This window comes from Actinomadura roseirufa (genome assembly GCF_900659635.1).
In the GTDB taxonomy this organism is placed as follows: domain Bacteria; phylum Actinomycetota; class Actinomycetes; order Streptosporangiales; family Streptosporangiaceae; genus Spirillospora; species Spirillospora roseirufa.
On the sequence record NZ_CAACVB010000004.1, the window covers coordinates 13,881 to 32,570 of the forward strand.

Here is an 18,690-nt window from a genome sequence, read left to right on the forward strand (position 1 = left end):
GCACAGGGCCTCGGTGTTCGTCGTCCTGTTTGGCCACCGACCGGCGGAACCGACTATGGGACGTTGTTGAGTTCGTGGCCGGTCAGCCGGGCGCATCGGCTGAATACCCTGGCCTGATCTACGGGTATGCGTTCCCAATGGAGTCCTGCCCTAAGGGAAGATCACAGCCCAGGTTGCGGGGGATTTTTCTCGCTGGATTGGGATATTGGCGTTCGATTTTCTCAGTGGTGTTGGCTGCTCTGGGGCTGGATGTTGCTCTCGGGAGAGAGTGGCTGCGGTCTTGGCTGTTGTGGGGGTCTTTTGGCTGAGTATGGTTGTGCATCTTTGGTGATGTGCTGAGGCTTCCCCGTGGTCTTTTCCGGTGGACGGACCGGGTTGATCGGGCTCCGTCCCTCGTCCGGGGACGTCTCGGTGGTCGTTGATGCGGTGCCGAGGAGGGCGTGCTCGGCAGAGCGGCCGGAAAGGCGTGGGTATTTATGTGGAGTGGATGGGAGGCGGATGGTCGACATTCTCGGCGGCAAGGTCGAGAGGCGGGCGCCTTTTCGCCATTGGCATGGGATGTGCGGGATTCGGGTGTGAGTGGGGGAGGAGACGGTTACTGTGACCTTGACTATATGAGGGGTAGGTTGTAGTGGACGACGAACTCGATGCGATGCGGCCTGCGTCGGCGCGGGTGTACGGGTGGGCATTGGGCGGTAAGGACAACTATCAGGTCGACCGGGACTTTGCGCTGAGGACGGCTCCCGCGTTCCCCGAGGCGATCGACATCACCCGGCAGAACCGGCTGTTCCTGTACCGGGCGGTGCGGTACCTGGTTGGAGCAGGGATCCGGCAGTTCATCGACATGGGGTGCGGGTTGCCCACCGATGACAACGTGCATCAGGTGGCGAAGCGGTTCGCCCCGGACGTGCGGGTGGTCTACGTCGATATCGACCCCGTGGTGCTGGCGCACGCGCGGGCGTTGCTGGCGGGAGACGGGTCCACGGTCGTGATCACGGCCGATTTCCGTGATCCGGAGGGGGTACTCGCCCATCCGGAGATGGAGAAGATGATCGACTTCGAGGAGCCGCTGGCGGTGCTGTACCTGTCGGTGGGGCACCATCTGGTCGACGCGGACGATCCGCGGCGGGTGCTGCGCACCGTCCTGGATCGGGCCGCGGACGGGAGTCGCCTGGCGTTCTCGCAGATCGTGTGCTCCGACGCCGACCGGGGCGCGGATCTGGACGCGCGGATGAGCGCGGCGGGCATCCCCTGGCGGAACCGGACCCGCGGGGAGATCGACGAGCTTCTCAAGGGGCTGGAGCCCGTCGAGCCCGGGCTGGTCAACGTGGTGGACTGGCGGCCCGATCCGGATCAGCCGCCGCTCGCGCCGGTCCCGGAGGAGCTGGCGCCTTTCGTCGGAGCGTCCAGGCTGGGGCGGGACTTCTGCGAGTACGGCGGCGTCCTGCGCCGGCCGGTCAGACGGGGTCGGGGTCGCTGAGCAGGCGCAGGGCACGGCCCGCGCCGGGGATACGGGTCAGGTTGGCGCTGATCCGGTCCGCGGTGCCCCGGACGGCGTCGGTCAGCGACGCCAGGCGGCGGCTGTCCATGACGACGGCCGCGATCGCGGCGACGGTGGCGCCGGTGGGGTCGTGGACGGGCGCGGCGACGCAGGCGAGCGGCGGCAGGACGTTCTCGTAGTCGTAGGCGACGCCGAGGTCGCGGGCGCTGGTCACGCGGCGGGCCCAGTCGGGCCTGGAGTGGTCGCCGGGGGCCTCGGCCCGCGGCCGGGTCGCCTTGATCGCGATCTCGGCGGCGCTGGCGGAGGGGAGAACGACGCCGGGGCGCAGCGACCACACCTCGTCGGCGGGGCCCATCACGCCCGTGACGACGAGGGCGTCGGGGCCGTTCATGACGGCGACGCTGACGCTTTCGCCGATGGCGGCGGCGAGCTGGCGGGCCGGGCGCGCGGCGGCGGTCCGCAGGACGGGCGCCGGAGTCCACATCTGACCGAGGCGGAACGCCCGCGCGCCGACCCGGTAGCGGCCGCGGTCGCCGCGATGCACCGCGCCGACGGCGACCAGCTGGTCGAGCAGCCGGTGCGTGGTCGACTTGGGCAGGCCGGTCGCCGAGGACAGCTGGGTCAGGCCGGCCTCGTCGGCCTGGGCCAGTTCCTCGAGCAGAAGGAACGCCCCCTCCAGCACTCCGCGTCCCGTGCCGGTCTTCAATGTGCTCTCGCTCCGGGCCCGATTCATGCCGCACCCCCATGCCAACGGACAGCCGAGTTGCAGGACGGCTTTCTCCGAGGCTCCAAAATGCCACACGCGGAGGAAGAACGGTATCCGGGTGAACCCCTACTGTTGCGGGACTTACCACGGACGCCCACTGCCGACCATGGCGGCGGTCAATATCTCACGTTCACATACCTTGCCGGCTATTAATTATCGGCCCGGATGATCTGTTCCGTTGAGCGGACCGCGGATGGCGCGGGCGGTTGCCTTCGTCCATGCTTCGGAGAAGGTGGCTCCGCGGGCCGCGGGCGGATTCGGCCGTGCCTCAGGGGGACGCATATGGTCGCCCGGCGGTCGTCCGGCGCGGTCGTGAAGATTCGGAGCTTGCCTCCGGATCGGCCGTGCGGCCGTGGCTGCGCTGGGACTGGGGCGGGGGCTCGCTGACGTGCGTCCCGTCCGGCGTAGGACAAGGGCGCCTGCCTGAACCCGCTGGTCGAGCCTCCCAAAGGGGATCCGGAGGCGGGTTCGTCGGCGCGGGTAGGCGACAAGCCCGGCCGGACTGTGCACCGAGCATCCGCTGAACGAGTGACCGGCCGGCCTGCCTGCTGGTCCCGCGCTCGCCCGGGGCGGATGGTAGAGGCCCAAGGGACGGCTCCCGGGACTGCGCCGGGCGCTCGTCGATCCCGTCACGGCCTGCGCTGGCGCGCTTGACGGGAGCCGCTCGTCCTGGACGATGCCGAGTACCTCGTCACGGGGGCCGTGGGGGCTGGAGGTCGCCGAGACCGTGGCAGCAGGGGATGTGAGGGGCGGGGGCCGGCGCCGTCCCGCCGCCGGATCCCGGTGCCATCCCGCGATCATCGAGTCGGACGGTCGCAGCTGCTCAGCGTGGACGGCCGAGCGAGGTGGCGGCGGTTCGGGATGCTGGAGATCGTCCGCGACTACCCGCTGGCGAGTGAGCAAGGAGGATGCGTCCAAGTCCGGTATCTGGCATGGAGCTTGGCTCCAAGTGTGGGGGGCCGACCACCTCGCGTCGGCGGACGCGGTGCGCAGGGTCTCCGAAGAGTGGCCGAACCTGCGGGACGCCCTGGAACGCGCTGGGGATCGGGCGCGCCGCTGACGCCCTGCGGCTCGCGCTCGAAAGGCGCACACCATGGCTGATCAGGGGGCGGTGGCGGAAGGCCGGGCGGCTTCTCGGCACGAGGGTGGATGCGCCCGACCCAGTGCTGGAACGGGCGCAGGCGCAGAACGAGCACGCGTTCGTGAGCGCGATGGCGGGGCAGCTGGACGAGGCCGGCTTCGAGAGGCACCCGCGCTGCTGCGAGCGGGCGGGGCGCTGGTGCGCGCCGCAGGCCACGAGCAAGGAACGTCGGCGTTCACCGATGCGCTCGGCACGTCATACCTGCACGTCGGCGACCCGGCGCCCGCGCTGGAACGGCACCGGACGGTGGAGCGGGCTGCGGAGTCTGGTCGGTACATCCGCGAGCTGCGTGACACGCACATCCTGCCGCTGAACGAGCAGCCCCGCGCAGGGAGGCGGGGCAGAGGTGATCTCACGGCGGCTGAGGCGAGCCTGCGGGCGGCCGTCGGGTATGCGGAGAAGCCTGACGAGGTCGCAGGGTGCCGGACATCGAGCCGGTCGGGGTGCTGGTACGCGCATGGGGCGCTGGATGAGGCGTCTGGCCTGCTCACGGCAGTACGGGAGCGGGCTATGGAGCACGGCGGGCCGGTGAGCGCCACGGCCGCGCCGTTGACGTCGTCGGCCTGGCTCGCCGCCCAGCTGGTCTCCGCCCAGCTGAAGCGACCCGGCGAGGAGGACGCCGTCGTGCATGGGTCGTTGTGACGCGTCCGCCGGGTACGGGACCTGCGGGTTTGGCCGATGCCGTTCCGCTGGTCCGTGCGGTCGCCGGTGGTGGGGGCCGCGCGGTGTGTGAGGAGCCGGGGACACGTCCCGCCCTCAGGGGGACGCATTGGAGAGCCGCGCCGTGCATGGCGCGGGCATCGGGGGTGCGGACGCTGTGGTGCGGCACTGATGGGGGACACATGAACGGCCGGGAGTTCCATCCGACTGACCTGCGGGTGATGGCGCTGGTTCTGGCGTCTTCGGCTAGCGACGTGATGAGGCAGGGGACCAGGTGGCGCGGGACCGGCGGTCGGGGACCGCGCCTCTGGGCGTGTGGTGGAGACGCGGACGCCAGGGGGCGTCGTGCTGGTGGACGGGATCGGGTGGAGCGGCTGGCCGGGCACCTCTTGGTCCAGGTCAGCGTCAGCAACCCGGCGGGGAGGGCGTTGCGCTCGACCAGGGGAATCGCATCTCCCCGGACGGTCCGACGCTGGGGCGGGTGACCCTGACGGGACGGCGAGGGAACGGTTCCGCCTGGGGTGGAGGCGGTCTCGCGGATCATGCTGGACGGGTTGCTGGATGAGACCGGATGGGTATTGGTCGAGCTCGGCGGTTCTCCATCGCGGCCCGTGTCTGTCATTTCTGAGGGTCTCCTTCCTCGTCCCACAAGATCATGATGGTGACCCTCGATTCCCTCGCTCCGGCGTGGCGCTCACGGTGCCGGGCCGCCGATGCGGCGTCCGGCAAACGGCCTCTTTTGGAGTCGGTCTCCGGAGTAAAGAAGCCTTGATGAAGAAAAGGGAAATTGCTGACCTAGACGGAACGCCCGCCGGGCGGTAAGCCGTGGTAAAAGCGGCGCTCTCAGTGGACGGGCGGCGCGGTGGCGTCCACCTGGCGGCTGATGATCTTGGAAGTGACGTGCGGGGGGCGGGTTGTGTGTGAAGCGTCGGGGCGGCGGGACGTTGGGGGAGGCCGAGCGCTCGCGGGCGAGCGCCGTCAGCTCCTCGGCGGTGGGCAGCCTCCTGCGGACACTCTCGCCGCCAGGACGATCAGGTCCGCCGTCGGCTGGGTGGCGTGGGCGGCCTGGTGTTCGACGGCTTGGGGTTCGTCGACCGGGTCGCCGAACCGCGGCCAGCGTGTCGAAGACGGTGAACGACGCCAGCGACTCACCGTCGCGACGCGGGCGAGCAGGTCGTGTGCGGGCCTTTGAAAGCCCTCGGCCTGGTTGGCTGCGGGGCGTTCACCCGGTCGACTCGGCCCGGCCCGGCATACGGGGTGCGGGACGCGGCGAGCCGCTGGGGTCTCCATCCGCATCACCGGGTCGGTGAAGAACGCGTCGGCGGCGGTCACGATCGGGTCGTACGCCGAGGCCGGTGTCCGCCCGTCCGCGACGCACGTCCCCTGAGGAAACGGTCGGCTTGGGGATCTCCCCTCGCCGGCACCTCCCCAGGGTGAACTGCGGCTTCCGGGCGGCGCGGCACCTGGCCCCGGCTTGTCGGCGTGGTTGCACCAGAGCCCGGCGCGGCGGGGACGTTCCGGGCCGCGTCGCGCTCTGGCGTGCCGATGTCGTGGTCGGTGAGGAGGACGGTCCCGGCCACTACGCCCCCCGGGACTCCGTCGTCCTCCGGCGCCCGCTTTAACGCCTCGTCGAGGACGTCGGTCATTGCGGACTTCTGCTCGGCGCGGTACCCGGGCCGGTTCGTCGTGACGACCCGACGGGGCCCCGACGCTCAGCCGGGTGCTTCGGCCGGGCGCCCGGTGGTGGGCAGCCACAGCCAGGCGCGCGTCCGGGTCTCCTTGCTGCGCACCTTCAGCGGGCGGTAGGCCGCGGGGTCGAAGAACCCGCCGCGCGCCCGCGCGACGGTGTGCAGGTGCTCGGAGACGATCACCCCGACGTCGCCGCCGGAGGCGTGCAGGGCGCGTTTGAACGCCGGGGCCTCCAGCAGCCGGAATAGGTGCAGCAGGGCGTGCCCGGCCAGGCCGTTGTCGTCATGGTGGACGCCGCCGAGGTGCACCGCGAGCCGCACCCGCAGGTGGGCGGTGTCGCTGGCCATCTTGTTGGAGCGGCGCAGGACGGCGGTCAGGTGGTGCGCGAGCGGTGCCAGCAGGTCGCCGGGGTCGACCTGCGGCGGGACGACGATGAGCGCGCCGTCGCCGCGGTCCTCGCGGTAGCAGCCCGGCCATGGCAGCCGGGTCATGCCGAACGCCTCCTCCAGGTGGCCGTACAGCGTCCGGCGCAGGTGGAGCTGGACCTCGTCGTCGCGGCGGGGGTCACCGAACGCCGCGATGTCGACGGCCAGAAGCGGGAACTCCCCGATGCCCTGGCCCGCGGGCGGGAGCGGCGCCGCGGGCTGGAGGCCCTGGTCGAGCGGCCGGCCGCCCGGCGGGACGAGCGGGCGGCCGGGCACCGACTCGAACGCGCGCCCGGCGTGCGGTCCGGCGAGGCCGATGGGGAGACCGGTGGGGAGAACGGCGGGAAAGACGGCGGGCGAACCCGCGGGGGAGCCGGTGGGCGAACCGGCGGGTGAGACGGTCATGGTCGGCGGACCTCCTCGAAGACGGGATCTGACCAGAAGTCGATCAGCTCCTGTTCGCCGAGCCGCGCGGGTGGGACGGCGTACGGCGGGGTGCGGCCGGTGGCGAGCGCCCACAGGGTGATCAGGGTGCAGGCGATGAGGTCGTCATCGGTGCGGGGCGGCCGGGCGACGGGGACGCCCCCGGCCGCCCAGGCGCCGGCGGAGCCCGGCGAGGGCCGCGTCGACGTGGTCATGCCAGGAATATGCGGGGCTGTGCCGGTTGGTGAGGTCCGTTGCCGGTCACCCGGAGTCGTACGGAGATTTCCGGAGAAAAGCGGATGAGACCGGATATCGCAGTCCGAGGGGACGGGCCGTCCGGTCTCATCCGGATCCATCCGGCCGCGTCCGCCGGTGTCCGCCCCGGTCCAGCGTGGTCCGGGTTCTCGTGGGTACGGGCCGGTATCCGCCCGATGGCACCCGTGGCGCGGTGGAATTCGAGGAGCGGAACGGACCGACCGGAACGAGCGCTACCAGATGTGTCAGATTTGACAGAAAGGCTTGTTGGGCGGTGGGAGCATGTTTCCGCCGGACCCCCTAGATCATCGACCCACGGAAAGTGATCGGGCCGACGATGCCTGATGACACCAGCGCCGGCGCGGCGCTGCACGACTTCATCGGCGAGCTTCGGGCCGCGTTCGAGCGGGCCGGGCCGCCCACCTACAAGCGGCTGGAGACGCTGTCGGAACGCTGCCGCGAGTCCGGCCGCTCGGACGGCCGGCGGATCCTCGTCCTGCCCCACTCCACCACCCACGACATCCTGAGCGGCAAGCGGGGCAAGCTGCCGCCCTGGCCCTGGATCGCCTCGTTCCTGCAGGTGCTGCGGGTCGCCGCGACGGAGAACGGGCTGGACCCGGCCGGGATCGGCCCCACCGGCGAGTGGCACGCGCGATACCTCGCGGCCCGCAGCGCCAGCCTCAATTCCAATGTCAACGGCACCTTCGATGCCTTAGCCGATGGCACTGTCAATGTCACGGCCGACGCCGCAGCCGACGCCGCGTCGGCCGGGACTCCGCTCGCCGCTCCGGCCGTCGTGCCCGCGGACGGGCCGGAGCCTGCGGGCGGAGACGGCCGGTCCGGTGCTGTGCCCGTTGCCTGGCATGGGACGGGGCAGGACGCCGGGCAGAGGGCCGTCCGCGAGGGCTATCGGGACCAGGGCTCCCGGCTGCGGGTGCCGCCGCTCGAACCGACCTCGATGCTGCGCCGCTATGTCGAGTCCTATGGGCGGACCGGGCTGCGGCTGCTGCGCCATGCCGAGGCCGACGAGGGACGCGACCAGGGCGTCCCCGCCTACCGGCTGGCCACCCTGCTGGCCTGTGAGAACCGGCCGCACGAGGCGCTCTACTGGCTGCAGCGTGCCGCGCGCGCTGGGCACGCCTTGGCCCGCCGCCTCGCCGCCGAGTGGGATCCCCGCACCGATCCGTGGCCTCCCTACTACTGGAAGCGCGGTCAGGCCGCCTTCGACGTCGGCATCGAGTACGAGGCGGCCCGGCAGCCGCACGCCGCGGCGGTGTTCTTCGACCGCGCCGCCGACAACGGGCACGCCGAGGCCGCCTACCGGGCCGGGTTGCACCGCATGCAGCGCGGGCAGCCGTGGGAGGCGATGCTGCTGTTCAACAGGGCCGCCGACGCCGGCTACGCACCCGCGCAACCCGAGCTGGACGGCCTGCTGCCCCGCTACCACGGCGACGCGGCCACCGGCGCGTTCCGGTTCGGCCACCCCGGCGGGTGACGGACGGCGCGCGCACCCGCCGTGCACAGCGGATCCGGGGCGCGGGCGGAACGGGGCCCGGCGCGTGAAGGGGGCCGGTGGCGAGAGTCCGGCGGTGAGGGAGCACCGGTAAAGCCGGAGTGCGCGGTGCGCATTTCCTTAATGATCTGCGGAAGTGGATAACCGGTTCCCGCACATGCCCGCTTCCGGGCATATTCTTTCGTCGCCGGATTATGTGAACCGTGGCGAGCCGGTGCATTGCCGGGACGGCGGTGGCCATGTATACGGTAATCAAGGGTGCTGCAAATCATCGCTGGAAGCCGACCTCCGCCCACGGGGCGCCGACACGCGCGGCGCCCGCGTCCGGCCGGCCGCTCCCCTCGACGCCGGTCGCGACGCGCGAGAGGCGCCCGCATGCGGCCGGACGCGCGGCGGGCGCCGTGGCCGGGGGACCGTCCGGGCAGCACGCGGTTGCGAGGATGTGCCTGGGGGTGTCCTGGTGGTGCGGCGTTCGCGGACGGGGTGTTCGGCGTGGGAGGTCGCATGGCGGTGCGGGTGATCGCCTACGACCAGCAGACCCTCACCCTGCTCGGCGTCCGGGCGATCCTGGAGCCCGAGCGCGACATCGACCTCGTCGGGGACACCCGCAGTGCCCGCCACCTGGTCTCCCTGGCCCGTGAGCACCGCCCGGACGTGGTCCTGGTCGGGCTGCCGCTGGCCGGCGCCGATCTTCTGGACTTCGTCGGCCGGGAGCTGCCCAGTGTGGGACGGCCCGCACCGCGCGTGATCGTCCTGACCTCGCCCAAGCACGAGGGCGCCCTGCTGGACGCGTTGCGCGCGGGCGTGCGGGGGGTGGCGGGCAAGGAGAGCCCGCCGTCGGAGCTCGTCCGGACGGTCCGCGCGGTGGCTGCGGGCGGGGCGGTACTGACCTCCACGATGACCCGGCACCTGCTCGACTGGGCGTCGCGGGTCCCGGTCGCCAGTGAGGTGCGCGCGTCGGCGGTGAGCATGCTCAGTGACCGTGAGCGCCGCGTTCTGGAACTGGTGTCGAGTGGTCTGTCGGACGCCGAGGTGTCCGCACAGCTGCACGTTTCCACCGCCACGGTCCGCTCGCATATGCACCATATAACCGCCAAGCTAGGAATGTCGGGACGCACCCAGGTTGTCGCCTTCGCCTATCGACAGGGGCTGATCGCGGGAGAATCCACGGTCCGCGGTTGACGGTGTTGGACAGGCGTTGGGCGGGAGTTGGACGGGTACGGGCGGGCGGGGATTCGTCCGTTCTCGCTTGGCGCATCGCTAAGTTCGTTGCGCCTCCTTTGTGATAGCGGCGAGGACGTGGACCTTTCTTCGGCTCTGCTCCAGATTCTCCGGGAGCTTTCCTGTCCTGCCGCCAATAGGGCGCTGACCGGTCGATCCGCTCCACGCCGGTGCAGCGAACGCGATCGGTCCGGCAACGTCCGTGGAGGGGACGAGCGGGGTTCTCCAGCTCGCGCGGAGGGCGGGATCACCCTCGTCCACGCAGGTGGCGGGGCTTTTCCAGCTTCGTGGACCCGTCTCCCTCAAAGATCCACACGTGATTGAAGACAGCGGATCGAGAACCAGATTACTGTGACGGCAATCGCTTTTACGGGGATTGATGAAACTGTCGGGGTGAATGGCGAAAATGATGCACGCTCAGACCTTCCCGGCCGCGGCCGGGCCCTTCCCGGAGGGAGCTTCGGCTCGTCCCTCCGGCGGCGGGGGACGGCCGTGGGGGCGGCCGTGCCCCGCCGTCCCGCCCGGAAGGCCCATGCCCGCCCTCGCCGGGTCGCGCGACGCGACCCCGGTGCACCTCCTGCGCACCGAGCTGGTGCTCAGGCGCCTGCACCGGACGATCGCGCCGCGGTTCGCGCGCGCCGAGCCGCGCGACCGGGCGCTGGCGTTCCTGCGCGGGCTGGTCCTGTCCGCCGGGCGCCGCACCGGCGCCCGGCTGGCCGAGGACGCCGGGGAGGCCCGGCCGGACGGCATGCAGCGGCTGCTCACGACCGCCCGCTGGGACGCCGACGCGCTCCGCGACGACCTGCGCGACATCGTCGTCGAGCACCTCGGCGACCCGCGCGCGGTGCTCGTCCTGCACGAGGAGGGGTTCGCCAAGAAGGGCGACCATTCCGTCGGCGTCGAGCCGCAGTTCTCCCGGTCCGCGGGCGGCGTGGTGAACTGCCAGGTGGCGGTGTTCCTGACCTACGCGGCGCCGCGCGCCCAGGCCATCATCGACCGGGAGTTGTACCTGCCGCCGCGCTGGGCGCGGGACCCCGCCCGGCGCGCGCTGGCGCGGGTCCCGGCCGGCGTGCCGTTCCGCGGCGTCGGGCGGCTCGGGCTGGAGATGGTCGGCCGCGCGCTCGCCGCCCGCACGCCCGCGGCGTGGGTCGCGGCGGAGGCGCCGTTCGGTCACGACGCCGAACTGCGCCGCCATCTCTCCGCCCACGGCGTCCCGTACGTGCTGGGGGTCCGGCTCGCCCCGGGCCACCGGCACGGGTCGGGACGTTCGCCGCGCGGCGTGCCCGGAGCGGTCCCCGCAGAGGTCATCGCCGCGATCCCGCCGCAGGACTGGCGGCGCACCATCGCCCAAGACGACCCGGTCCGCCGCCACGGCGTCTGCCACAGCGCCCGGGTCCCGCTCGGGCGGCCGGGCGGCGCGGGCCACGCGCGCTGGCTGCTCGTCCGCCGGGACATGCGGCGCACGCGCGTGTACGTGTGCGCGGGGCCGCCGTCCACCTCACTGGCCGAACTGGCGGAGGTCGCCCGGCGGGCCGAGGACGCCCCGCGGTGCGCGGCGTCGGCGCGGTACGAGGTGGGTCTGGACCACTACGAGGTGCGGTTGTGGAGGGCGTGGTACCGCTACATCACGCTGGCCCTCCTCGCCCACGCCGGCGTGACGCTCGCCAGCGACGCCAGCCCCTGAGGAGGCGCCATGCACGAGGTCCCTGGGCGTGAGGTCGGCGGGTGTGAGGTCGCTGGGTTTGAGATCACGGACGTGGGTCTGTGGCGCGCCTTCTGTTGCTCCGCGACGGACGCGGGTGGGGAGGTCCGGCCGCCGGTCAGGTCAGGCGTCCGGCGATCCGGGTGAGCAGGGCGCCGAGGAGGGCCGCCTCCTCCGGGCCGACGGCGGCGGCCAGCCGGTCCGACTCGCCGTCGACGACGGCCGCCAGCCCGGCGTGCCGTTCGCGGCCGTGCGGCGTGAGGAACACCAGTACCCGCCGCCGGTCGGCGCTGTCGACCCGGCGGTGGACGAGGTTGGCCGCCACCATGCGGTCGATCAGCTTGGTGAGGGTGGGGGGCGGCAGCAGGGCGTGCTCGGCGATCTCGGTCATCGCGTGCCCGTGCCCGTCCGCGAGCAGCGACAGGACGCGCCACTCGTCGACCGAGTGGCCGGCCGCGGCGAGCACGGCGGCCAGCCGTGACACCACGCGCCGCTCCACCAGCGTGAGCAGGTGGGCGAGGTCCCGCTCGCGCTCTCCGGTCCTTACCGCCTCCATGGGTGTCCACAGCGTACCGTTCGCGCCCGAACTCTTCACCTTCCAACCGCTTCGATCTCTTGACGAAGACGTGGCCACGGCATTGACGAATCCTTCCACGAGAAATACTTTTTGTGGAAAGTAAGTGGCTGGGAGGCTGGTCATGACGACGTACCGATACCGCTGTGCCGGATGCGGGCACTTCGACCTCGCCCTGCCGATGGGCGAGGGCACCGCCGGGCGGCCCTGCCCGGACTGCGGCGCCCCGGCGCGGCGCGTGTTCACCGCACCGGCGCTCATCCGCCCGGGACGGCCGCTGACCCGCGCCCTGGACGCGCAGGCGGCGAGCGCGCACGAGCCGCGGATCGTGTCGCGGCCCGCCGAGCGGCCCCGCCCGGCCCCGCCGGCCGACCCGCGCCAGGCGAAACTGCCCCGTCCTTGATGGGCCCGTGCTTGATAGGCCCGTGCTTGATGGTCCTTCCCTGACGGGGGACGAGCCGGTGGTGCGCGGCGGCGGGCGATCCCCGCACGTCCCCTCCGGCTCGGCAAGTCCCGACGACCGATCTCACTCAGCGTCACGGAGGCGCACATGCCCGAAGTCGTGTTCAGCGTCGACCAGGCCCGCTCCATGCGCGATCAGGCCCATCCCGGCCACAACCGGTGGCATCCCGACATCCCCCCGGCGGCGACGGTGCGGCCGGGGTCGGAGTTCCGGGTGGAGTGCCAGGAATGGACCGACGGCCAGATCGGGAACAACGATTCCGCCAACGACGTCCGGGACGTCGACCTGTCGCCGTGCCACATGCTGAGCGGCCCGATCGCCGTGGAGGGCGCCGAGCCCGGTGACCTGCTGGTGGTCGACATCCTCGACATCGGCCCGGTGCCCCAGGAGACGGGGCCGCGGCCCGGCCAGGGCTGGGGCTACACGGGGATCTTCGCCAAGCAGAACGGCGGCGGCTTCCTCACCGACCACTACCCGGACGCCTACAAGGCGATCTGGGACTTCCACGGCCAGCAGGCCACCTCGCGCCACATCCCCGGCGTCCGCTTCACCGGCATCACCCATCCCGGACTGTTCGGCACCGCGCCGTCCGCCGAGCTGCTGGCCGGCTGGAACCGCCGGGAGCAGGCGCTGATCGACACCGATCCCGGCCGGGTGCCGCCGCTGGCGCTGCCGCCGCTGGAACAGGGGGTGCTGGCCGGGACGCTGACGGGCGACGCGCTGGCCGCGGTCGGCCGCGAGGGCGCCCGGACCGTCCCGCCCCGCGAGAACGGCGGCAACCACGACATCAAGAACTTCACCCGCGGCGCGCGCGTCTTCTACCCGGTGTTCGAGCCCGGCGGCCTGCTCTCGGGCGGCGACCTGCACTTCAGCCAGGGCGACGGGGAGATCACCTTCTGCGGCGCCATCGAGATGGGCGGCTTCATCGACTTCCACGTCGACCTGATCAAGGGAGGCATGGAGAAGTACGGCGTGACCACCAACCCCGTGTTCATGCCCGGCAACGTCGAGCCGCGCTACACCGAGTTCATGTCCTTCATCGGGATCTCCGTCGACCACGAATCCGACACCAACCACTACAACGACGCCACGATCGCCTACCGCAACGCCTGCCTCAACGCGATCGAGTACCTCAAGACCTTCGGCTACAGCGGCCCGCAGGCGTACCTGCTGCTCGGCGCCGCGCCGATCGAGGGCCGGGTCAGCGGCGTGGTCGACATCCCGAACGCCTGCTGCTCCCTGTACCTGCCCACCGCGATCTTCGATTTCGACATCCGTCCGACGGCCGAGGGGCCGCGCCGCGCCGATCGAGGGCAGTGCGCCGTCTCGTCCTGACCGGGCACGCCGACCAGGGCACGCCGACGAACGACGCTGACACGACCACACAGAACAGAGCACGCGGTGGCGTGGCCCGTGGGGGGACGGGCCGCGCCGCCGCGCCGACCCGAAGGGGGGACCGGTGACGAACGAACACGAGATCTTCGACCTGGGCGACTTCACGCTGCGGCACGGCGCGACGCTGCGCGGCGCCCGGCTGGCCTACAAGACCTATGGGACGCTGGCCCCCGACCGCGGAAACGCGATCGTGTACCCGACGTGGTACTCGGGACGGCACTGGGACAACGAGTGGCTGATCGGGCCGGGCATGGCGCTCGACCCCGGCCGCTACTTCATCATCGTCCCGAACATGCTCGGCAACGGCCTGTCCAGCTCGCCGAGCAATACCCCGCCGCCCTACGACCGGGCCCGCTTCCCGCACGTCACGATGGAGGACAACGTCGCGGCGCAGCACCGGCTGGTGACCGAGCACTTCGGGATCGAGCGGCTGCCGCTGGTCACCGGGTGGTCGATGGGGGCCGGCCAGACCTACCAGTGGGCGGTCAGCCATCCCGAGATGGTCGAGCGCATCGCCCCGTTCTGCGGGTCGTCCAAGACGAGCCCGCACAACATCGTGTTCCTGGAGGGCGTCAAGGCGGCGCTGACCGCCGACGCCGTCTTCGCGGGCGGCTGGTACGACCGTCTCCCGGTCACCGGCCTGCGCGCCGCCGGCCGGGTGTACGCGGGGTGGGGCTTCTCCCAGGCGTTCTACTGGGACCACGTCTACACCCAGATGGGCTACACCTCGCTGGAGGACTTCCTCGTCGGTTTCTGGGAGGGGTTCTTCCTCGACGACCGCGACCCCAACAACTTGCTGACCATGCTGTGGACGTGGCAGAACGCCGACGTCGGACGCACCGCGGGCTTCGACGGCGACACCGTGGCGGCGCTCGCCTCGATCCGGGCCCGCGCGCTGATCATGCCGGCGGAGAAGGACCTGTACTTCCCGCCGGAGGACGAGGTGTGGGCGGCCGGGCACATCCCGGACGCCGAGGTGCGCGTGATCCCCGGAGTGTGGGGTCACTTCGCCGGGGGCGGGGAGAACCCGGAGGACACCGCCTTCATCGACGCCGGGCTCCGCGAGCTGCTGTCCTCCTGACCGGCCCCCGGTGGCCGCCCCGGGGCGGGGCGGCTACCGGAGCGCCGCGGCCCGGTCGAGGAGCTCGTGGAGAAGTCCGACGACCTCGTCCGGGGTGAAGTCCATGGCGTTGTCGGCCACGCTGACCTCGAAGCTGCACCTGGTGGGGTCCGGAGAGGACCGCACCCGCGGGAAGAGCTGGACGCCCCGTTCGGCGATCATGGCGGCGCCGGCGCGTTCGACGGCGCGCTTCGGCGCGGGCAGGTGGACGTGGAAGAGGGACGTCTGCGGCGGGTCGGGGTGGGCCAGCGCGACGCCGTCGGCGTTGACGGCGGCGGCCATCGCGATCGCGTGGTCGCGGAAGGCGGGCAGCAGCGGCAGGTGGGAGTCGAGCCCGGCCAGCGCCGTCACCGCGTCGGGCCACGGGTCGGCGATGGCGCCGCCGAGCCGGTGCCGCCAGACCGCGGCCTCGGCGATGGTGGCCCCGTCCCCGGCGAGGACGGCCCCGCCGATGCCCTCCAGCCCCTTGTAGAGCGAGACGTACACCGTGTCGAACAGCCCGGCGATCTCCTCGATCGGGCGCCCGTAGTGGAGCCGCGCCTCGAAGAGCCGCGCGCCGTCCACGTGCGCGGCCGCGCCGCCGGCCCGCGCGACGGCGACCTGCTCGCGCAGGTCGTCCCAGTCCGGTAGCAGTCCGCCGAGGTCGCGCTGCGGCAGCTCCCAGACGACCGCCGCCAGCGGCTCCCCGACCGCGGCGAGATCGGCGCCGGTCATCAGCTCGTGGCGGTCCCCGACCGGGTGGAACCAGAGGTTGTGGACCGCGTTGTAGCCCTGCATCTCCCAGACGTCCAGGTTGCACTGCGGGTGCCCGGCGAATCCGCGCCGCCCCCGCCGCTCGGCGTGCACGCGCAGCGCCACCTGCTGCGCCATCGTCCCGCCGGGGAACAGCAGGGCCGCGTCCGCGCCGAGCAGGCCGGCCATGCGCCGCTCCAGCGCCGCGACCGGGGCGGGCCCGGCGTCGCCGCCGAGGGACTCCACGGCGTCGGCCAGCCGCCGCACCGCGGCCCGGGGCTCGCGGCGGATCGGCGCGTGCGCGAACAGGGACCGCCGGACCGGCGGCCTGCGGGACTCCCCGTCGGCGGACGGTGCCCTCGCCTCCGTGCTGACCATAAGGACCGCCTTCGAGATCATGTGGCGCGCTTTCTTCTACGCTGCCCGTCCGCTGGAGGCGGTGTCAACGAAGGTGTCCGAACCTGGGCTCGATGGTCCGTTGAGCGGACCGATGGTTGTGGTCGCGGCGACGGCATACCTAGCCTCCTGCCTGTGGAAACGCTCCCGCATTGACGGGTCGGAAGGGGTTGAGAAAAGGGTGTGTCAACGAATTCGACCCACAATGATCTTTCATTCCCATGCCGAGCTTGCTGATCAATTTCTGAGGGGCGCCGGAAGGCCGTCCCGCCATTGTGTGATCGCGGGCGGGGTCGCGTCCGGGGTCGCGTCGGGGGAGAGGGGCGCCCGTGCCGCCGGGTGAGCCGGTCGTCGAGGAGACGATCAACGGCACCGCGCTGCGCCACGTCCGGATCGCGTTCCGCGGCGGGACCCGCGTCGCCGCCCTCAAGCTGGAGGAGCAGGGCCCGACGGGATCGGTCAAGGACCGCACCGCGGCCGGGCTGCTGCGCCGGCTGCACCAGGACCGTCCCCTCGTCCCGGGCACGGTCGTGGTCGAGTCGACCTCCGGGAACCTCGGGCTGGCCCTGGCCCGGATCCTGCGGTCCCTCGGCTGCTCCTTCGTGGCGGTCGTCGACCCGAAGACGCCGCACTCGACCCGGAGTGCGCTCCTGGAGGGCGGCGCCCGGCTCATCGTGGTGGACGAGCCGGACGGCCGCGGCGGCTACCTGCTCCACCGGCTGGACACGGTGCGGCGCCTGTGCGCGCGGAACCCCGGCCACCGCTGGCCGAACCAGTACGAGAACTGGGCCAACCCCCAGATCCACACGAGCACCACCGGCCCGGAGATCGCCGAGCAGGCGGGCACCGCGCTGAGCGCGGTCTACGTCCCGGTGTCCACCGGCGGGACGTTCGCGGGAGTCGCCGCGTACATGGCGGCGGCGCGGCCGCGCGTGGCGTGCGTGGCCGTCGACGTCACCGGCTCGGCGGCCATGACCGGCGGCCGCACCGGCCGCCGGCTGATCCCGGGCATCGGCGCGGGCCGCCGCTCCTCGTTCCTGCCCGCCGCCGGGACGTTCCGCCGCCGCCTGGTCGACGACGTCGAGGCCATCGCCGTCTGCCGCATCCTGCGCGCCGACCTCGGCCTCGCGCTCGGCGGGTCGAGCGGCTGCACGGTGCGCGCGCTGCTCGCGGATCTCGCCGCCGAGAGGGCCACCGGCACGCTCGCCGGGCGGCCCGGCGGGCTGCCGGTGTGCCTGGCCGCCGACGGCGGCGCCAAGTACGCCGACACGCTCTACTCCGACCGATGGGCCGCCGAGCAGGGGATCGCCGCCGAGCTCGGCAGGGCGATCCGGCTTCTGCGCGGTCAGGGACTCGCCTTCTCCAACGCACCGGACTACCCATGAGCACCGGACCGTCCCCGAGCACCGGGTCTTCGCTGAGCACCGGGTCTTCGCCGAGCGCACCCGCCGCGCCGCGTCCGAGGCCGGGTGAGTTCCTGCCGCTCATCCAGGTCGTGACCCTCGTCGAGTGGACCGGCACGGGCCTGTTCCTGGCAGTCTCGGCCGTCTACTTCAAGACGGTCGTCGGGCTCGGCACCGCCTCGATCGGGGCCGGGCTCAGCATCGCGGGCGTCGCGGCCCTTCCGGCCGCCCTGCTCGCCGGGCGGCTGGCCGACCGCCTCGGCCCGAGGCGGGTCCTCGCCGCCGTCAACCTGGTCAGGGCCGCCGCGACCCTCGCCTACCTGTGGGTGGACGGCTGGTGGAGCTTCCTCGCCGTCGCGCTCGCCGTCGTGGTCGCCGAACAGTCCTCGGCGCCGCTGGTGCAGGCGTACGTGCGGGCGCTGGCGGCGCGGAGCCTGCGCGCCCGGGTGATGGCGGTCCAGCGCACCGTGGTCAACATCGGGCTCTCCCTCGGCGGCCTGCTCGCGGGGCTGACGCTGGGCGCCGCGGACCGGGCGTCGTTCCGGTGGCTGCTGGCGGGCGGCGCCGCCACCTACGCCGTCGTGGCGGTCCTGCTGCTCGCCTCGAAGGGGAACGCCGGAGGCGGGCGGGGGCGCGGCGGCCTCGGCCCGGTCCTGAAGGACACCGGGCTCCTCGGCTTCACGGCCTACAACGCCGTCCTTTCGCTGTGGGGCTCGGTGCTCAACGTCGCGTTCCCGCTGTGGCTGGTGACCCGCACGGACGTCCCCGAGCGGCTCGTCGGGATCCTCTACGTGGTCAACACCGTGATGTGCATACTCCTGCAGTACTTCGTGAGCCGCTGGTTCACCACCGTCCGGCGCGCGTGGTCGTGCTACGCGGCCGCCGCCGTCACGCTCGCCGCCGCGTGCCTGCTGTTCGCCGCCGCGCCGTCCTTCCCCGAACGCTGGGCGCTGACCGCCTTCGCGGGGGCCATCGTCCTGCTGACCCTCGCCGAACTGCTGCAGGTGGGAGCCGCCTGGACGCTGTCGTTCTCCATGGCGCCCGAAGAGTCCCCCGCCGCCTACCTGATGGTGTTCAGCACCGGCCGGACGCTGGCCAACCGCGTCGTCGGCCCGGTGCTGATGACCGGCGTGGTGCTCGCCCTCGGCACGGCCGGCTGGATCGGCCTGGCCGCCCTCTTCGCGCTCGCCGCGGCCGTCCCCTGCGCCGTCCTGCGGGCCGGACCCGCGGACGAGGGCGACGGCGCGGCGCACACCGTACCCGACGTCCAGCGGCCCGCCGGAACCACTCCCTAGGACAAGGACCTCGTTC

Annotated in this window: 15 protein-coding genes; 10 read left to right on the forward strand and 5 right to left on the reverse strand. The window is 72.4% G+C overall.

Annotation, left to right across the window (positions count from 1 at the left end):
- Positions 1-631: 631 nt before the first annotated feature.
- On the forward strand, positions 632-1,480 hold the full coding sequence (locus E1291_RS01530; RefSeq protein ID WP_242613876.1) for an SAM-dependent methyltransferase: 849 nt from the start codon (positions 632-634) through the stop codon (positions 1,478-1,480).
- On the opposite strand, the gene E1291_RS01535 is transcribed toward E1291_RS01530, so the two are convergent.
- On the reverse strand, positions 1,458-2,234 hold the full coding sequence (locus tag E1291_RS01535; RefSeq protein ID WP_131735695.1) for an IclR family transcriptional regulator: 777 nt from the start codon (positions 2,232-2,234) through the stop codon (positions 1,458-1,460). The two genes, E1291_RS01530 and E1291_RS01535, sit on opposite strands and share 23 nt — an antisense overlap.
- Positions 2,235-3,546: 1,312 nt before the next feature.
- On the opposite strand from E1291_RS01535, the gene E1291_RS01540 reads away from it, so the two are divergent.
- Positions 3,547-4,050 (forward strand): hypothetical protein, encoded by a 504-nt coding sequence (locus tag E1291_RS01540; RefSeq protein ID WP_131735696.1) that lies wholly within the window; start codon positions 3,547-3,549, stop codon positions 4,048-4,050.
- Between the two features lie 1,730 nt (positions 4,051-5,780).
- On the opposite strand, the gene E1291_RS01545 is transcribed toward E1291_RS01540, so the two are convergent.
- Positions 5,781-6,587, reverse strand: coding sequence for a hypothetical protein (locus E1291_RS01545; RefSeq protein ID WP_131735697.1), 807 nt, complete (start codon positions 6,585-6,587; stop codon positions 5,781-5,783).
- A complete protein-coding gene (locus E1291_RS01550; protein ID WP_131735698.1) occupies positions 6,584-6,820 on the reverse strand; it encodes a hypothetical protein in 237 nt (78 codons plus the stop codon). The genes E1291_RS01545 and E1291_RS01550 overlap by 4 nt, the downstream gene beginning before the upstream one ends.
- A gap of 377 nt (positions 6,821-7,197) precedes the next feature.
- Here E1291_RS01550 and E1291_RS01555 point away from each other — a divergent pair, with 377 nt between their 5' ends.
- The 3 genes from E1291_RS01555 (at position 7,198) to E1291_RS01565 (ending at position 11,278) form a co-directional block, all read left to right on the forward strand.
- Positions 7,198-8,355: an SEL1-like repeat protein gene (locus E1291_RS01555; RefSeq protein WP_131735699.1), complete on the forward strand. Its 1,158-nt coding sequence runs from the start codon at positions 7,198-7,200 to the stop codon at positions 8,353-8,355.
- 522 nt (positions 8,356-8,877) lie between these two features.
- The gene (locus tag E1291_RS01560; RefSeq protein ID WP_165494912.1) at positions 8,878-9,555 is read left to right on the forward strand and encodes a LuxR C-terminal-related transcriptional regulator; all 678 of its coding nucleotides are present in this window, start codon (positions 8,878-8,880) and stop codon (positions 9,553-9,555) included.
- A 571-nt stretch (positions 9,556-10,126) separates the two neighbouring features.
- On the forward strand, positions 10,127-11,278 hold the full coding sequence (locus tag E1291_RS01565) for an IS701 family transposase (protein ID WP_165494913.1): 1,152 nt from the start codon (positions 10,127-10,129) through the stop codon (positions 11,276-11,278).
- Between the two features lie 136 nt (positions 11,279-11,414).
- On the opposite strand, the gene E1291_RS01570 is transcribed toward E1291_RS01565, so the two are convergent.
- Positions 11,415-11,852, reverse strand: coding sequence for a MarR family winged helix-turn-helix transcriptional regulator (locus E1291_RS01570; protein ID WP_131735702.1), 438 nt, complete (start codon positions 11,850-11,852; stop codon positions 11,415-11,417).
- 142 nt (positions 11,853-11,994) lie between these two features.
- On the opposite strand from E1291_RS01570, the gene E1291_RS01575 reads away from it, so the two are divergent.
- The 3 genes from E1291_RS01575 (at position 11,995) to E1291_RS01585 (ending at position 14,809) form a co-directional block, all read left to right on the forward strand.
- Positions 11,995-12,273: an FmdB family zinc ribbon protein gene (locus E1291_RS01575; RefSeq protein WP_131735703.1), complete on the forward strand. Its 279-nt coding sequence runs from the start codon at positions 11,995-11,997 to the stop codon at positions 12,271-12,273.
- A gap of 147 nt (positions 12,274-12,420) precedes the next feature.
- Positions 12,421-13,668 (forward strand): formamidase, encoded by a 1,248-nt coding sequence (gene fmdA / locus E1291_RS01580; RefSeq protein WP_131735704.1) that lies wholly within the window; start codon positions 12,421-12,423, stop codon positions 13,666-13,668.
- Positions 13,669-13,792: 124 nt separating this feature from the next.
- Positions 13,793-14,809 (forward strand): alpha/beta fold hydrolase, encoded by a 1,017-nt coding sequence (locus tag E1291_RS01585; RefSeq protein WP_131735705.1) that lies wholly within the window; start codon positions 13,793-13,795, stop codon positions 14,807-14,809.
- A 33-nt stretch (positions 14,810-14,842) separates the two neighbouring features.
- Here the strand turns inward: E1291_RS01585 and E1291_RS01590 are convergent, their stop codons facing one another.
- A complete protein-coding gene (locus tag E1291_RS01590; RefSeq protein ID WP_131735706.1) occupies positions 14,843-15,958 on the reverse strand; it encodes a threonine aldolase family protein in 1,116 nt (371 codons plus the stop codon).
- A 347-nt stretch (positions 15,959-16,305) separates the two neighbouring features.
- Here E1291_RS01590 and E1291_RS01595 point away from each other — a divergent pair, with 347 nt between their 5' ends.
- Together E1291_RS01595 and E1291_RS01600 are read left to right on the forward strand one after the other, a co-directional pair.
- Positions 16,306-17,361 carry a pyridoxal-phosphate dependent enzyme gene (locus E1291_RS01595; protein ID WP_131735707.1) on the forward strand — a complete coding sequence of 352 codons (1,056 nt, stop codon included), beginning with the start codon at positions 16,306-16,308 and terminating at the stop codon, positions 17,359-17,361.
- Positions 17,358-18,674, forward strand: a complete 1,317-nt coding sequence (locus tag E1291_RS01600) for an MFS transporter (protein ID WP_165494914.1) — start codon at positions 17,358-17,360, stop codon at positions 18,672-18,674. Before E1291_RS01595 ends, E1291_RS01600 begins: the two co-directional genes overlap by 4 nt.
- The last annotated feature ends 16 nt before the right edge of the window (positions 18,675-18,690 follow it).

What these genes read in the sequence shown, in the direction of transcription:
- E1291_RS01535 (WP_131735695.1), bottom strand. Translation starts at nt 2,234, where the DNA reads ATGAATCGGGCCCGGAGCGAGAGCACATTGAAGACCGGCACGGGACGC.
- E1291_RS01545 (WP_131735697.1), bottom strand. Translation starts at nt 6,587, where the DNA reads ATGACCGTCTCACCCGCCGGTTCGCCCACCGGCTCCCCCGCGGGTTCG.
- E1291_RS01550 (WP_131735698.1), bottom strand. Translation starts at nt 6,820, where the DNA reads ATGACCACGTCGACGCGGCCCTCGCCGGGCTCCGCCGGCGCCTGGGCG.
- E1291_RS01555 (WP_131735699.1), top strand. Translation starts at nt 7,198, where the DNA reads ATGCCTGATGACACCAGCGCCGGCGCGGCGCTGCACGACTTCATCGGC.
- E1291_RS01560 (WP_165494912.1), top strand. Translation starts at nt 8,878, where the DNA reads ATGGCGGTGCGGGTGATCGCCTACGACCAGCAGACCCTCACCCTGCTC.
- E1291_RS01565 (WP_165494913.1), top strand. Translation starts at nt 10,127, where the DNA reads ATGCCCGCCCTCGCCGGGTCGCGCGACGCGACCCCGGTGCACCTCCTG.
- E1291_RS01570 (WP_131735702.1), bottom strand. Translation starts at nt 11,852, where the DNA reads ATGGAGGCGGTAAGGACCGGAGAGCGCGAGCGGGACCTCGCCCACCTG.
- E1291_RS01575 (WP_131735703.1), top strand. Translation starts at nt 11,995, where the DNA reads ATGACGACGTACCGATACCGCTGTGCCGGATGCGGGCACTTCGACCTC.
- fmdA (WP_131735704.1), top strand. Translation starts at nt 12,421, where the DNA reads ATGCCCGAAGTCGTGTTCAGCGTCGACCAGGCCCGCTCCATGCGCGAT.
- E1291_RS01590 (WP_131735706.1), bottom strand. Translation starts at nt 15,958, where the DNA reads ATGGTCAGCACGGAGGCGAGGGCACCGTCCGCCGACGGGGAGTCCCGC.
- E1291_RS01600 (WP_165494914.1), top strand. Translation starts at nt 17,358, where the DNA reads ATGAGCACCGGACCGTCCCCGAGCACCGGGTCTTCGCTGAGCACCGGG.